Source organism: Mesorhizobium sp. WSM3224, assembly GCF_000427725.1.
Classification (GTDB): domain Bacteria; phylum Pseudomonadota; class Alphaproteobacteria; order Rhizobiales; family Rhizobiaceae; genus Mesorhizobium.
The window spans coordinates 261,356-275,419 of record NZ_ATYO01000006.1 but is presented as its reverse complement, the minus strand read 5'-3'; the positions used below and the strand labels follow the sequence as shown (position 1 = coordinate 275,419).

At 63.9% G+C, this 14,064-nt stretch carries 13 protein-coding genes; 11 read left to right on the top strand and 2 right to left on the bottom strand.

What is annotated here, in order from left to right:
- Positions 1-302: 302 nt before the first annotated feature.
- Complete coding sequence (locus YU3_RS0113630; protein ID WP_027166778.1) at positions 303-1,184, bottom strand: LysR family transcriptional regulator; 882 nt, start codon at positions 1,182-1,184, stop codon at positions 303-305.
- Between the two features lie 366 nt (positions 1,185-1,550).
- Here YU3_RS0113630 and YU3_RS0113625 point away from each other — a divergent pair, with 366 nt between their 5' ends.
- From YU3_RS0113625 to YU3_RS0113615, 3 genes are all read left to right on the top strand, one after another.
- On the top strand, positions 1,551-3,047 hold the full coding sequence (locus YU3_RS0113625; RefSeq protein WP_027166777.1) for a CoA-acylating methylmalonate-semialdehyde dehydrogenase: 1,497 nt from the start codon (positions 1,551-1,553) through the stop codon (positions 3,045-3,047).
- Positions 3,048-3,480: 433 nt separating this feature from the next.
- Complete coding sequence (locus YU3_RS0113620) at positions 3,481-3,783, top strand: hypothetical protein (protein ID WP_027166776.1); 303 nt, start codon at positions 3,481-3,483, stop codon at positions 3,781-3,783.
- Between the two features lie 223 nt (positions 3,784-4,006).
- The gene (locus YU3_RS0113615; RefSeq protein ID WP_027166775.1) at positions 4,007-4,324 is read left to right on the top strand and encodes a hypothetical protein; all 318 of its coding nucleotides are present in this window, start codon (positions 4,007-4,009) and stop codon (positions 4,322-4,324) included.
- A 30-nt stretch (positions 4,325-4,354) separates the two neighbouring features.
- Here the strand turns inward: YU3_RS0113615 and YU3_RS0113610 are convergent, their stop codons facing one another.
- Positions 4,355-5,059, bottom strand: coding sequence for a GntR family transcriptional regulator (locus tag YU3_RS0113610; protein ID WP_245273499.1), 705 nt, complete (start codon positions 5,057-5,059; stop codon positions 4,355-4,357).
- A gap of 68 nt (positions 5,060-5,127) precedes the next feature.
- Here YU3_RS0113610 and YU3_RS0113605 point away from each other — a divergent pair, with 68 nt between their 5' ends.
- The 8 genes from YU3_RS0113605 (at position 5,128) to YU3_RS0113570 (ending at position 14,057) form a co-directional block, all read left to right on the top strand.
- A complete protein-coding gene (locus YU3_RS0113605; protein WP_027166773.1) occupies positions 5,128-6,063 on the top strand; it encodes a dihydrodipicolinate synthase family protein in 936 nt (311 codons plus the stop codon).
- 14 nt (positions 6,064-6,077) lie between these two features.
- A complete protein-coding gene (locus YU3_RS0113600) occupies positions 6,078-7,319 on the top strand; it encodes an FAD-dependent oxidoreductase (RefSeq protein WP_036258396.1) in 1,242 nt (413 codons plus the stop codon).
- Between the two features lie 76 nt (positions 7,320-7,395).
- On the top strand, positions 7,396-8,397 hold the full coding sequence (locus YU3_RS0113595) for a 4-hydroxyproline epimerase (protein ID WP_027166771.1): 1,002 nt from the start codon (positions 7,396-7,398) through the stop codon (positions 8,395-8,397).
- 122 nt (positions 8,398-8,519) lie between these two features.
- Positions 8,520-9,221, top strand: a complete 702-nt coding sequence (locus YU3_RS0113590) for a haloacid dehalogenase type II (protein ID WP_027166770.1) — start codon at positions 8,520-8,522, stop codon at positions 9,219-9,221.
- A 390-nt stretch (positions 9,222-9,611) separates the two neighbouring features.
- Positions 9,612-10,514 (top strand): branched-chain amino acid ABC transporter permease, encoded by a 903-nt coding sequence (locus YU3_RS0113585; protein ID WP_027166769.1) that lies wholly within the window; start codon positions 9,612-9,614, stop codon positions 10,512-10,514.
- 5 nt (positions 10,515-10,519) lie between these two features.
- On the top strand, positions 10,520-11,911 hold the full coding sequence (gene livM / locus YU3_RS0113580; RefSeq protein ID WP_027166768.1) for a high-affinity branched-chain amino acid ABC transporter permease LivM: 1,392 nt from the start codon (positions 10,520-10,522) through the stop codon (positions 11,909-11,911).
- Entirely contained in the window at positions 11,911-13,329 is a 1,419-nt protein-coding gene (locus tag YU3_RS0113575) for an ATP-binding cassette domain-containing protein (RefSeq protein ID WP_027166767.1), read from the top strand. The genes livM and YU3_RS0113575 overlap by 1 nt, the downstream gene beginning before the upstream one ends.
- Positions 13,329-14,057, top strand: a complete 729-nt coding sequence (locus YU3_RS0113570) for an ABC transporter ATP-binding protein (RefSeq protein WP_027166766.1) — start codon at positions 13,329-13,331, stop codon at positions 14,055-14,057. The genes YU3_RS0113575 and YU3_RS0113570 overlap by 1 nt, the downstream gene beginning before the upstream one ends.
- Positions 14,058-14,064: the final 7 nt, after the last annotated feature.

The following is a 14,064-nucleotide window of genomic DNA, read 5'->3' as shown; positions in this document are numbered from 1 at the left end:
GAAGATTGGCCCCAGAGCGTTTCACCGTTTCACGGAAACGGCGAACCGCTCTACCTCTTTGTTTTGGCGCAATTCCGGACGGAAAACCGCTCACACTTTTCCTGGAATTGCTCTAGCGCTCCATCATGGCATGGCGAAGCGCCCTGGTGCCACACTCGCCGAATTTGTGGCGCAGGCAAGGCGACAACGACCAACTGCCTGTGATGGGATCGGCTTTGGTGCCGGGACTTTGGGATGCGTCTTTTTCCTTTGGCGACGGCTACCGCGTATCTGATCGGCGCTTCGTTCGTGCTCGACCCCGACTAGACGAAAAGGCTGCGCTCCCGCTCCACCGCCCTGGTGATGAAGTTGGCGACGAGCTGGACACGGCGCAGCGGCCGCACCGATTCATGATAGACCAGCCAATAGGCGCGGCGGATGGGCGCGACGATGTCGACAGGCACCAGCTCCGGCATCGAACGGGCGACGAAGGTATGCAGGATGCCGATGCCGGCGCCGGAACGCACCGCTTCGGCCTGGCCGAGCGCCGAGGAGATGGCGAAGCTGGTGCGCCATTCAGCGCTGAACTCGGCGGCATAGTCGAGCGAGGGGCTGACGATGAGGTCCGGCACATAGCCGATCAGCGTGTGCCGGCCGAGTTCGGCCGGCGCTTTGGGCAGGCCGTTGGCCTCGGCATAGGCTCGGGACGCGAACAGGCCGAGCGTGTAGTCGACCAGTTTGCCGGCCACCAGCCGCCCTTCGGTGGGTCGCTCGACGGTGATCGCGATATCGGCCTCGCGCCGCGACAGGGAGAAGGAGCGCGGCACCGGCACCAGCTGGATGGTGAGCTCGCGGTGAAGGGCGGTCAGCTCGCCCAAACGCTTTGCCAGGAAAGCGACGCCGAATCCGTCGGGCGCGCCGATGCGCACGGTTCCGGAAACATCGTCGCCCTCGCCGGCAATGGTCGAGCGCGCGGCGATCATGTCGCCTTCCATGCGCTCGGCGATGTCGAGGAAACGCTCGCCGGCCGGCGTCAATTCGCTGCCGGTGGTCAGGCGGCGGAAGAGCTTTGTGCGCAACGCCTCCTCGAGCGCGGCGATGCGGCGCGAGACAGTGGCGTGGTTGAGTTCCAGGCGTTTCGCCGCGCCGAGGATCTGCCCGGCGCGCGCCACGGCGAGGAAGACGCGGACGTCATCCCAGTTCATGGGGATGGTCCGGATCAATGGCAGGCGCCGCGTTCCCGCCCACCCCCCTCTGGCCTGCCGGCCATCTCCCCCGCAAGGGGGGAGATTGGATGTCGTGGCGGCTTTCGCCAATCTCCAAAGCTTGAAGAGGGGCGCCATCAAAGAAGCTGCTGATCTCCCCCCTTACGGGAGAGATGTCCGGCAGGACAGAGGGGGGTGTGAAGGAACGCAAGCTTCGGCCCTTTCGGCAATCCACCATTTGCGGCAATTAATGCACGCCCAATCACCGTTGTCTATTTTCCGCACAACGGTTGCGATCTTCCTCGCGTTGCCATCGCCGCCGCAAAGGCGGACAATGAGATCATCATCAAGACAGGGAGAGTAACCATGATCGAATACGGTCATTTCATCGGCGGCAAGCGTGTCGCCGGCACCAGCGGCCGCAAGCAGGATGTGATGCAGCCGATGGACGGTTCCGTGCGCGGCACGGTGGCTTTAGCCTCGCAGGCGGAACTGCGCGCCGCGGTCGAGAACGCCAAGGCGGCGCAGCCGAAGTGGGCCGCCACCAACCCGCAGCGCCGCGTGCGCGTGCTGATGAAGTTTCTCGAGCTGGTCGCCCGCGACTATGACGAACTGGCCGACATCCTGGCGCGCGAGCACGGCAAGACGATCGCCGATGCGCGCGGCGACATCCAGCGCGGCCTCGAAGTGGTCGAAGTCTGCATCGGTGCGCCGCACATGATGAAGGGCGAGTTCACCGACGGCGCCGGCCCCGGCATCGACGTCTATTCGATGCGCCAGCCGCTCGGCGTCGTTGCCGGCATTACGCCGTTTAACTTCCCGGCCATGATCCCGCTGTGGAAGATCGCCCCGGCCATCGCCTGCGGCAACGCCTTCATCCTCAAGCCGTCGGAACGCGATCCGGGCGTGCCGATCCGCATCGCCGAGCTGTTCATCGAAGCCGGCCTGCCTGCCGGCATCCTCAACGTCGTCAACGGCGACAAGGAAGTGGTCGACGCCATCCTCGACGATCCGGACATCAAGGCCATCGGCTTTGTCGGCTCGACGCCGATCGCCCACTACATCTATTCGCGCGGCACCGCTTCCGGCAAGCGCGTGCAGTGCTTCGGCGGCGCCAAGAACCACATGATCATCATGCCCGACGCCGACCTGGACCAGACGGTCGATGCTCTCATCGGCGCCGGCTACGGCTCGGCCGGCGAACGCTGCATGGCGATCTCGGTGGCCGTGCCGGTCGGCAACGACACTGCCAACAGGCTGATGGAAAAGCTGGTGCCGCGTGTCGAGAGCCTGAAGGTCGGCCCGTCGACGGACTCCGCCGCCGATTTCGGCCCGCTGGTGACGGCGCAGGCGCTGGAGCGCGTCAAGGGTTACGTCGATATCGGCGTCAAGGAAGGCGCCAAGCTGGTCGTCGACGGTCGCGGCTTCAAGATGCAGGGCTATGAGAACGGCTACTATATGGGCGGCTGCCTGTTCGACAATGTGACGGCCGACATGCGCATCTACAAGGAAGAGATTTTTGGGCCGGTGCTCTCGGTGGTGCGCGCGCCGACCTATGAGAGCGCGATCAAGCTTGCCAACGACCACGAGATGGGCAATGGCGTGGCCATCTACACCCGCGACGGCGACGCCGCGCGCGACTTCGCTTCCCGCGTCCAGGTAGGCATGGTCGGCGTCAATGTGCCGATCCCGGTGCCGATCGCCTATTATACGTTCGGTGGCTGGAAGGCGTCGTCCTTCGGCGATCTCAACCAGCACGGCCCGGACGCGTTCCGCTTCTACACCAAGACCAAGACGGTCACCTCGCGCTGGCCGTCCGGCATCAAGGACGGCGCGGAATTCGTCATCCCGACGATGAACTGACCGGACGTTTCCTGTTTGCGCGTCCTCGCCTTCGGCTGCGGGCGCGCGGGCTGGCATCAAGGACGGTGCAGAGTTCGTGATCCCGACGATGAACTAGCCGACGGGTCTTCCAAACCAAACGTTCAGAAAGCGCGGTGCAAACCGCGCTTTCTTTTTATTGGCGCGGAGGAACGCGTCGTGGGGTCATACGCATCCCGGATGTGGCGATCAACTTGTCGCCTTGCGGGGCTCGCAGCGGCGCGCAGTGCAATTCCAGGCGCATGATACCCGGTGTGCACCCTGAGGAAACATCGGCACACTCTAATAATTCCATCGCCGTGTGATGGAACCAACAGACCACTTTCTGCCTTAGGTTTTATTCCTGCCATGCGTGCAGGCAATCGAACAGCGCCGGTGGCAGCCGGGGTTCTCGTCTGGCGCGAGGAGGTGTCGGATGGCACGATTTCTTATGGCGACAATGTTGGTGGCGGCGGCGATGACCAGCGGAGCAGCGCCCGCGAATGCGGCCGCGCAATGCGCGGCGCGCGCTGACATCATCAAGGCCCTCGGCGACAAGTTCCACGAAAGCGAAGCCGGGCGCGGCCTGATCAATCCGAACGTCGTGCTCGAAATCTTCGTCTCCGATCAGGGCAGCTGGACCGTTCTTGCTTCCGATATCAAGGGACAGAGCTGCATCCTGTCCGTCGGCGAGGGCTGGGACAGTCCGACGATCACCGCGGCGATGCCGGGCGCCTGAACCACCAGGGAACTGGGCACCAAGGCGCTTTCCACGGCACCGCTTGTTTAGCGGGCGAAGCTTCACCATATCGAATCCAGGGAATCATAATTTCCCTAGGACAGACCGGAAACCAGAAGGAGTGACGTGATGAAGACGTCGAATCCGGCCTGGAGCCTTCCGGCATACTGAGGCGGCCGAATGTGCCTCCCTTGCCGGAATGCGAAGGCGAAGGAGGTGCCCCATGGCACGCGAATTTTCGTTTCGATGGATCAAGCTGGCGGCCGTTGGCGCCATGATGGCGCTGTCGGCAATCCCGGCGCAGGCGCAAGTCATCTGCGGCGGCCATGACTATCTGGTCGCGAGGCTGGCGGAGGCATTCGAGGAGAAGCGGCTCGGCTACGGCGTGGCCGGAGAAGCCGCCATCTTCGAGGTGTTCGTCTCGGCAAGCGGAACCTGGACCATCCTGATGACCGACGTCAAAGGCCAGAGCTGCATCCTGGCCGCCGGCGAGGGATGGGAAGACACGCTGGCCACCGCGGTCGGCAGCCCGGGCGGCTGAACCGCCTCGGGCAGTGCTGAGCCGCTTTGCTCAACGCGTGGCAGCCACCTCGGCATGGCCGCGCAGCAGCGATATCAATTTCTTGGCGTCCTTGGCGGCGCCTTCCTCGTCGCCATCGAGGATGGAGCGGATCAGCGCGACGTGATGTTCGGCGGATTCGGCTAGCCCGGTGTCGGCCTTGTAGCGGTACCAGAAGCGGCGGCTGTGCGTCTGCAAGGGGGCGGCCACACGCGCCGCGAAGGGATTGTCGGCGGCGATGGCGAGCGCTTCATCGAGCGCCTTGTCGGCCTGGATGAAGGCAAGCACGCTGCCCGAGATCACCGCCTTCTGCATGGCCAAAGCCGCCTCGTGGAACAGGTCGGCGGCCTCGCGGGTGACGAAGCGGGCGGCCGAGCGGGCGAGCACCACCTCGATGCCGCGCCGTGCATCCAGCACCCGCAGCCAATCGCCGGCGTGAAGCGGCGCGACCGCGATGCCCGCGCGGGGTCTTATGTCGAGAAGCCCTTCCCAGGCCAGCCTCTGGATCGCTTCACGCACCGGCGTGCGTCCGAGACCCAGCCGCTCGATCAACGCGCCTTCGGTGACGAAGCTCGATGGCGCCAGTTCGAGCGTGACGATCATGTGTTCCAGCGCGCGATAGGCCTTGGTCGCAGCCGGCTCGAAGGTCGTATTCGCCTCGATGGATATCAGTGGGGAGATCAACGGCAGGCTCCTGATATATTTTTCATATATCATAACGGATTCAGCGTTGACAGGCCAATTCCTAATAGATATACGGCTGATATATCAGAGGAGAGACAGCCATGTGGACCGGAGTTTTCCCCGCCGTCACAACCAAATTCACCGCCGACGACCGCCTCGACCATGCCGAGATGGAGCGCTGCTACGGGCTGCAGGTGGAGGCCGGCTGCGACGGCATCATCGTCTGCGGTTCGCTCGGCGAGGGCCCGATGCTGTCGCATGACGAGAAGATCGAGGTGCTGAAGGCGGCGCGGAAGGTTGCGGGCAAGAAGCCGGTGCTGCTTACCGTCAACGAGGCCGGCACCCGCGAGGCGGCGAGCATCGCGCGCCGCGCCGCCAAGGAAGGCGCCGACGGTCTGATGGTGGTGCCGAGCCCGATCTACCACACCAACCCGGAAGAGACCGTCGCCGCCCTGCGCGCCGTCGCCGAAGCCGGCGACCTGCCGGTGATGATCTACTCCAACCGGCTCGCCTATCGCGTCGACGTCACCGTCGACCTCATGGAGGAACTGGCCTCGGACAAGCGCTTCGTCGCCATCAAGGAATCGTCCGACGACATCCGCCGCTCGACCGAGATCATCAACCGGTTCGGCGACCGCTACGATCTCTTTACCGGCGTCGACAACCTCGCCTTCGAGGCGCTGTCGGTCGGCGCCATAGGCTGGGTGGCCGGTCTCGTCACTGCCTTCCCGCGCGAGACGGTCGCGATCTACCAGATGATGAGAGAGGGCCGCCGCGAAGAGGCGCTGGCAATCTATCGCTGGTTCCGGCCCTTGCTCGACCTCGATGTTTCCACCTATCTGGTCCAAAACATCAAGCTTGCCGAAGTGCTGGCGATCGGTACCAATGACCGCGTGCGCATGCCGCGCCAGCCGCTGTCGGGCGAACGCCGCAAGGCGGTCGAGAAGATCATTCGGGATGCGCTGGCGGTGCGGCCGAAGCTGCCGTCGCTCCAGGCTTCTCCTCGATCGGCGGACAAGATGGTGGCGGCCGAATAAAGGACAGCACGGACGTGCCAGGAAATTCCGACATCGCCATCATCGGTGGCGGCATCATCGGTATCTGCGCCGCGGCCCTGCTGTCCGAAGCGGGGCGCGGCGTCACCGTCTTCGACCGCACCGGCATCTGCGAGGAGACGAGCTCCGGCAATGCCGCCGCCTTCGCCTTCTCCGACGTGCTGCCGCTGGCGCATAAGGGGATGATCCGGCAATTGCCGAAATGGCTCGCCGATCCGCTCGGGCCCTTGACCATCCCGCCGGCCTATCTGCCGAAACTCCTCCCCTGGCTGATCCGCTTCTGGCGGGCGGGCGCGCCGAAGCATTACGAGGCGAGCCTCGCCGCGCAGGCCGGCATGATGAAGCTCGCCGAGGCCGAATGGATGGGCTTGCTCGACCGCTCCGGCACGCGGCCGATGCTGCGCGAGGATGGCTCGCTGGAATTCTATGAAAGCGAGGCGGAGTTCCGTGCCTCGCTGCCCGGCTGGGCCGAGCGGGAGCGTTTCGGGATCGGCTTTCGCCATGTCGAGGGCGAGGAGATGGCGGCGCTGCAGCCGGGTCTTGCGCCGCGCTTCGTCAAGGCCACCTTCGTGCCGGGCTGGAAGACGGTCGCCGATCCGAAGCTGCTCGGCAAGGCCGTCTGGGCCTATGCGGAAAAACGCGGCGCCCGTTTCGAGCATGCGCGGGTCGAGCGTATAGAGGCGGGCGCAAACGGCGCCACGATCGTTCTGGCCGACGGCACAAGGCGGACGGCGAAGAAGCTTCTAATCGCAGCCGGGGCCTGGTCGCATCTCCTGGCAAGGAATCTCGGCGACCGCATCCCGCTGGAGACCGAGCGCGGCTACAACACGACGCTGCCGGTATCGGCCTTCGACGTGAAGCGGCAGCTGATCTTTTCCGGGCATGGCTTCGTCATCACGCCGCTGGAAACAGGCCTGCGCGTCGGCGGCGCCGTCGAGCTCGGCGGCATCGAGCGGCCGCCCAACTTCGCCCGCTCCAAGGCGATGCTGGAGAAGGCGAAGCGTTTCCTGCCGGGGCTCGATCCGTCAGGCGGCCGCGAATGGATGGGTTTTCGCCCGTCGCTGCCGGATTCGCTGCCGGTGATCGGCGCGGCGCGAGCGCCAAATGTCTATTATGCCTTCGGGCACGGCCATCTCGGCCTAACCCAGGCGGCGGCGACCGGCCGCTTGATCCGCGATCTCGTTCTCGGGGAGACGCCGCCGCTCGATCTCAATCCTTTCCGTCCGCAACGGTTCTGACTAGTCTTTTTGTTTTGACGCAATTCCGGACGGAAAACCGCTTCACACTTTTCCTGAAATTGCTCTAGGAAGCATCATGGCCAAGAAATCCTTCTTCTGCATCGACGGCCACACCTGCGGCAATCCGGTGCGCCTCGTCGCCGGCGGCGGACCGCTGCTCGAAGGCAAGACGATGATGGAGCGGCGGGCGCATTTCCTCGCCGAGTATGACTGGATCCGCACCGGCCTTATGTTCGAGCCGCGCGGCCATGACGTGATGTCGGGCTCGATCCTCTATCCGCCGACGCGCGAGGACTGCGATATCGCCATCCTGTTCATCGAGACGTCGGGCTGCCTGCCGATGTGCGGCCACGGCACCATCGGCACGGTGACTTTTGCGATCGAGCACGGGCTGGTGAAGCCGAAGACGCCGGGCGTGCTGAGGCTCGACACGCCGGCCGGCCTTGTCGTCGCCGAATACAAACAGGTCGGCGAATATGTCGAGGAAGTGCGCATCACCAATGTGCCGTCCTTCCTCCATGCCGAAGGACTGACCGTCGAATGCCCGGCGCTGGGCGAGATCAGCGTCGACGTCGCCTATGGCGGCAATTTCTACGCCATCGTCGAGCCGCAGGAGAACTACCGCGACATGGCCGACTACTCTGCCGGCGACCTCATCGCCTGGAGCCCGGTGGTGCGGCAACGCCTCAACGAGAAATACTCCTTCGTCCATCCGGAAAACCCCGGCATCAACCGGCTGTCGCACATGCTGTGGACCGGTAAGCCCAAGCATGAAGAGGCGGATGCGCGCAACGCCGTCTTCTATGGCGACAAGGCGATCGACCGCTCGCCTTGCGGCACCGGCACCTCGGCGCGCATGGCGCAACTCCACGCCAAGGGCAAACTGAAAGCGGGCGACAGCTTCGTGCATGAATCGATCATCGGCTCGCTGTTCAAGGGCAGGGTCGAAAAAGAGGTCAGCGTCGCCGGCAAGCCGGCGATCATCCCCTCGATCGGCGGCTGGGCGCGCATGACCGGGTTGAACACCATCTTCATCGACGACCGCGATCCGTTCGCGCATGGGTTCATCGTGACGTAGCTTCGTCCGATGAAGCATGCGGGGCTGGCGTCCGGGACGCCGCCGGGTCGCGCTTCCGAAGCCGCAAGGCTGGTCGTTCAATGGCCGCCTTCTATTTGATTGATGGCAATAAAGGATATCCCATGCTTTCCGGCCCTAAACCCGAATGGCTGACCTTCGATTGCTACGGCACTCTCATCCAATGGGATGAAGGTCTGCTTGCCGCCGTCAACACGATCCTCGCCAACCATCCAGGATCCAATGTCGAGCCGCAGACGCTGATCCGCGTTTACGACAAGCACGAGCACGCCCTGGAGGCCGAGCGGCCGCACAAATCCTTCCGCCGCGTGGCCGGCGAAGGGCTGCGGCTGGCGATGGATGAGCTGAAGCTCGCCTCCTCGCCGGACGACATCGAGGTGCTGACCGGCAGCATCTCCCGAATGCCGCCCTTCCCGGAAGTCGTCTCCGCGCTCCACGCGCTCAAGACTCAGGGGTTCAAGCTTTGCATCATTTCCAACACCGACGATGACATCATTGCCGGCAATGTCGCCCAACTCGGCGGGCACATCGATCGCGTCGTCACGGCGCAGCAGGCCGGCGCCTACAAGCCCGCGCAGCAGATCTTCGATTTTGCCCACAATGCGCTTGGCGTCGGCCGCGGCGAGGTCGTGCATATTTGTGCCAGTCCGCATCTCGATCTCGCGGCCGCCCGCGATCTCGGCTTCCGCTGCATCTGGATCGACAGAGGAACCGGCCGCGAGCCTCTGCCCGACTACGACCCGAATGCCGTCTTCCCGACGCTCGATCGGGTGCCGCCCTTTCTCATGTCGACGGTCTGGGGTTGAAGCGAACGAGGGTACTCACGGTGTCGGCGCGCTGTCGCATGACCGTCACACAGCGAAGAATCCTGACCTTACGGAAGGCGCGGGACCGCAAAGCCAGCCACCTTCTTTGATGCAAGGAATCACCTCATCAACTTATTTTGACGGCGATTCCTTCGACAGGAGGCTCATCATAAGGTTGAATCGTCAAAGACATTGCGTTGTGCCAATGGTAGGGTCCGCGATAGTCCAGGGGTCGGGTGCGAAAAAGACGGGCAATCGGACGGCGTGCTTCCAAACCACGCGGAGCGATTGAAAAATCACGTTGCAATCCGGGCTCGAAACTTTACGACTAGGGGAAATACGAAAAGGAGTGCGTCCGCATAGGCGACATTCCAGGGGAGCCGCGTAAATATGCAGTACTTCGTCCAGCAGCTTATCAATGGGCTGACGCTGGGATCTATCTATGGGCTGATCGCGATCGGCTACACGATGGTCTACGGCATCGTCGGCATGATCAATTTCGCCCATGGCGACATCTTCATGGTCGGCGCCTTCACCGCGCTCATCGTCTTCCTGATCCTCGGCGCGTTGTTCTATTCGGTGCCGGTCGTGGTGGCGCTTCTGATCATGATGATCGTGGCGATGCTTCTGACCAGCCTCTACAACTGGACCATCGAGAAAGTGGCCTACCGGCCGCTGCGTGGGTCGTTCCGGCTGGCGCCGCTGATCACCGCCATCGGCATGTCGATCGCGCTCTCCAACTTCGTGCAGGTCACGCAGGGTCCGCGCAACAAGCCGATCCCGCCGATGGTCAGCCAGGTCTACACGATCGACGGCATCAGCGTCTCGCTAAAGCAGATCATCATCGTGATCGTAACCGCGGCGCTGCTGGCGATCTTCTGGTACCTGGTCAACAGAACGTCGCTCGGCCGGGCGCAGCGCGCCTGCGAGCAGGACCGCAAGATGGCGGCGCTGCTGGGCATTGACGTCGACCGTACCATCTCCATCACCTTCATAATGGGCGCCGCGCTTGCCGCCGTCGCCGGCACGCTGTTCCTGATGTATTACGGCGTCGTGGTGTTCTCCGACGGCTTCGTGCCGGGCGTGAAAGCCTTCACGGCGGCAGTGCTCGGCGGCATCGGCTCGCTGCCTGGCGCCGTGCTCGGCGGACTCTTGATCGGCTTCATCGAGAGCATGTGGTCGGCCTATTTCTCCATCGACTACAAGGACGTCGCCGCCTTCTCGATCCTGGCGATCGTGCTCATCTTCCTGCCGTCCGGCATCCTGGGCCGGCCTGAAGTCGAAAAGGTCTGATCCTCATGGCCGCTACCGTGTCCTCGGAGCGCGACACCGTCGCTACTCCCATCCAGCGCGCTTTTCGCGAGGCGCTCTATGCCGGCGTCATCTCGCTTGGCCTGTTCGTGCTGTTCATTGGTCTCAGGACCGACCAGAACATCAGCAATGAATTGATCCTGGTGAAGCGCTGGGGCCTGCTCGCCATCGTGGTCATTGCCGTTGCCGTCGGCCGGTTCCTCTATGTCGCCTATGCGATCCCGGCGATGGAGCGGTCGAAGGCCGAGAAGGCCGCGGCACCGGCGGTCGTCGCCGAGCCGGGCTTCGTCAAGCAGAACTTCAACAAGATCGGCCTCGTCGTCCTTATCCTCTATCCCGTAGCGATGGTGCTGCTGTTCGGCTTCCAGGGCTCGCTCAAATGGGTCGACAATTTCGGCATCCAGATCCTGATCTATGTGATGCTGGCCTGGGGCCTCAACATCGTCGTCGGGCTCGCCGGCCTGCTCGATCTCGGCTACGTCGCCTTCTACGCGGTCGGCGCCTATGCCTACGCGCTGCTCGGCACGCATTTCGGCCTGTCGTTCTGGATCCTGCTGCCGGCCGCCGGCTGCATGGCCGCTTTCTGGGGCGTCATGCTCGGCTTCCCGGTGCTGCGGCTGCGCGGCGACTATCTGGCGATCGTCACCCTTGCCTTCGGCGAGATCATCCGTCTTGTGCTCATCAACTGGCGCGAGGTCACCAACGGCTCGGCCGGCATCTCGGGCATTCCGAAGGTCTCTTTCTTCGGGTTGATATCGTTCAACGTCTCGGACCCGAACTACATCGCCAAGGTTCTGCACATCGCTCAATCGGGCGCCTACTATAAGATCTTCCTCTACTATCTCGCCCTGGCGCTCTGCTTGCTCACCGCCTTTGTCACCATCAGGCTCCGTCGCCTGCCAGTGGGCCGCGCGTGGGAAGCGCTGCGCGAGGACGAGATCGCCTGCCGCTCGCTCGGCATCAACACCACCACCACCAAGCTGACGGCGTTCGCCACGGGCGCCATGTTCGGCGGCTTCGCCGGCTCGTTCTTCGCCGCAAGGCAGGGCTTCGTCAGTCCCGAATCCTTCGTCTTCCTGGAATCGGCGATCATCCTTGCCATCGTCGTGCTCGGCGGCATGGGTTCGCTCGGCGGTATCGCGGTGGCGGCGCTGGTCATGATCGGCGGCACCGAGATCCTGCGCGAGCTCGACTTCCTCAAGGCCGTGTTCGGGCCGGACTTCACGCCTGAGCTCTACCGCATGCTCCTGTTCGGCATGGCCATGGTGATCGTCATGCTGTGGAAGCCGCGCGGCTTCGTCGGCAGCCGAGAACCGACGGCCTTCCTCAAGAAGCGAAGAGCGGTCTCAGCCTCCTTCACCAAGGAGGGGCACGGCTGATGAACGCGGAAGCTTCGATGAACGATCTCATCCTGCAGGTCGAGCACCTGTCGATGAAGTTCGGCGGCCTCGTCGCTATCGGCGACCTCTCGTTCCAGGCCAAGCGCGGCGAGATCACCGCGCTGATCGGGCCGAATGGCGCCGGCAAGACGACGGTGTTCAATTGCATCACTGGTTTCTACAAGCCGTCGGAAGGCATGATCACGCTGAACCGGAACGACGGCTCGACCTACCTGCTCGAGCGCCTGCCCAATCATGAGATCCCGGCGCGCGCCAAGGTGGCGCGAACCTTCCAGAACATCCGCCTGTTCTCGGGCATGACGCTGCTGGAAAACCTTCTGGTCGCGCAGCACAACAAGCTGATGAAGGCTTCGGGCTACACGCTCCTCGGCCTCTTCGGCGTGCCGAGCTATCGCAAGGCCTCGGCCGAGTCGATCGAACTCGCCAGGCACTGGCTGGAGAAAGCCGACCTCGTCGACCGCGCCGACGATCCCGCCGGCGACCTGCCCTATGGCGCGCAGCGCCGCCTGGAGATTGCGCGCGCCATGTGCACCGGGCCGGAGCTTCTGTGCCTCGACGAACCGGCCGCCGGTCTCAATCCGAAGGAGTCGGCAGCGCTCAATGCCCTGCTGATGGGCATCAAGGCCACCGGCACCTCGATCCTGCTGATCGAGCACGACATGTCTGTGGTCATGCAGATTTCCGACCACGTCGTGGTGCTCGAATACGGCCGCAAGATCTCCGACGGCAATCCGCAGTCGGTGCGCACCGATCCGCGCGTCATCGCCGCCTATCTCGGCGTCGACGACGAGGAGGTCGAGACGGTGCTGACCGAAGTCGGCGACGAGGACGTGATCGAGCAGCTCGATACGGGGCCCGACTCCGCACATGGCCCCGGCTCGTCGTCCTCCTATCTTGCCGGACCGGTGAGCGACACGGTCGGCCACAGCGAAGGTGAGCGCATCACGGTTTCGAAAGGCGCTTCGAAGGCGGCCCAGGTCGACGCACGCGCCGCCCCCGTTGCCAGCAAGCCTGTCGCCCCGCCGGCGGCAAAATCCGCCCCGCCGGCAAAGCCGGCCCGAAAGGCGGGCACCACAAAAGCCGGGACCAAAAAGCCGGCCGCAAAAGCACCGGCAAAGGCCGGAAGTGTTTCCAATCGCATGGATGCGCCTCGTGGCGGCAAGGCGGACAGCCTGGTCCGCATCAAGGGTATCGGACCGGTCAACGAGCGCAAGCTGAACGAGCACGGCATTTTCCATTTCGACCAGATCGCGGCCTGGAAGAAGGCCGATATCGAAGCGGTGGAAGCCTATCTCGCCTTTGACGGGCGCATCGCTCGCGAAGACTGGATCGGCCAGGCGAAGACGCTGGCGGAGGAAGTGGCGGCCAAGCCCGCGAAGCGTGGAGGGCGCAAATAATGGCCGGCACAACGCTGCTCGACATCAAGAGCGTCGAAACCTACTACGGCAACATCCGGGCGCTGAACGGCGTCAACGTGCATGTCAACCAGGGTGAGATCGTGGCGCTGATCGGCGCCAACGGCGCCGGCAAGTCGACGCTGATGATGACCATCTTCGGCGCTCCGCGCGCCCGCGCCGGCAACATCACCTTCGCCGGCACCGACATCACCCAGATGCCGACGCACGAGATCGCCCGCATGCGCATCGCCCAGTCGCCGGAAGGACGCCGCATCTTCCCGCGCATGACGGTGATGGAAAATCTGCAAATGGGCGCCAGTATCGACAACCTCAAGCATTTTGACGAGGACGCCGAGAAGGTGTTCGCGCTGTTTCCGCGGCTGAAGGAACGCATCGCCCAGCGCGGCGGCACGTTGTCGGGCGGCGAGCAGCAGATGTTGTCCATCGGGCGCGCGCTGATGGCGCGGCCGAAGCTGCTTCTGCTCGACGAGCCGTCGCTTGGTCTTGCGCCGCTGATCGTCAAGCAGATCTTCGACGCCATTCGCGAATTGAACAAGTCGCAAGGGCTGACCGTGTTCCTGGTCGAGCAGAACGCGTTCGGCGCGCTCAAGCTCGCCACGCGCGGCTATGTCATGGTCAACGGCAATGTGACGATGAGCGGCACCGGCAAGGAACTGCTCGCCAATCCGGAAGTGCGCGCCGCCTATCTCGAAGGCGGACATCACTGAGAGAGGT

Coding starts and splice junctions, on each gene's coding strand:
- YU3_RS0113630 (WP_027166778.1), bottom strand. CDS start 1,184: ATGAACTGGGATGACGTCCGCGTCTTCCTCGCCGTGGCGCGCGCCGGG.
- YU3_RS0113625 (WP_027166777.1), top strand. CDS start 1,551: ATGATCGAATACGGTCATTTCATCGGCGGCAAGCGTGTCGCCGGCACC.
- YU3_RS0113620 (WP_027166776.1), top strand. CDS start 3,481: ATGGCACGATTTCTTATGGCGACAATGTTGGTGGCGGCGGCGATGACC.
- YU3_RS0113615 (WP_027166775.1), top strand. CDS start 4,007: ATGGCACGCGAATTTTCGTTTCGATGGATCAAGCTGGCGGCCGTTGGC.
- YU3_RS0113610 (WP_245273499.1), bottom strand. CDS start 5,059: ATGATATATGAAAAATATATCAGGAGCCTGCCGTTGATCTCCCCACTG.
- YU3_RS0113605 (WP_027166773.1), top strand. CDS start 5,128: ATGTGGACCGGAGTTTTCCCCGCCGTCACAACCAAATTCACCGCCGAC.
- YU3_RS0113595 (WP_027166771.1), top strand. CDS start 7,396: ATGGCCAAGAAATCCTTCTTCTGCATCGACGGCCACACCTGCGGCAAT.
- YU3_RS0113590 (WP_027166770.1), top strand. CDS start 8,520: ATGCTTTCCGGCCCTAAACCCGAATGGCTGACCTTCGATTGCTACGGC.
- YU3_RS0113585 (WP_027166769.1), top strand. CDS start 9,612: ATGCAGTACTTCGTCCAGCAGCTTATCAATGGGCTGACGCTGGGATCT.
- livM (WP_027166768.1), top strand. CDS start 10,520: ATGGCCGCTACCGTGTCCTCGGAGCGCGACACCGTCGCTACTCCCATC.
- YU3_RS0113575 (WP_027166767.1), top strand. CDS start 11,911: ATGAACGCGGAAGCTTCGATGAACGATCTCATCCTGCAGGTCGAGCAC.
- YU3_RS0113570 (WP_027166766.1), top strand. CDS start 13,329: ATGGCCGGCACAACGCTGCTCGACATCAAGAGCGTCGAAACCTACTAC.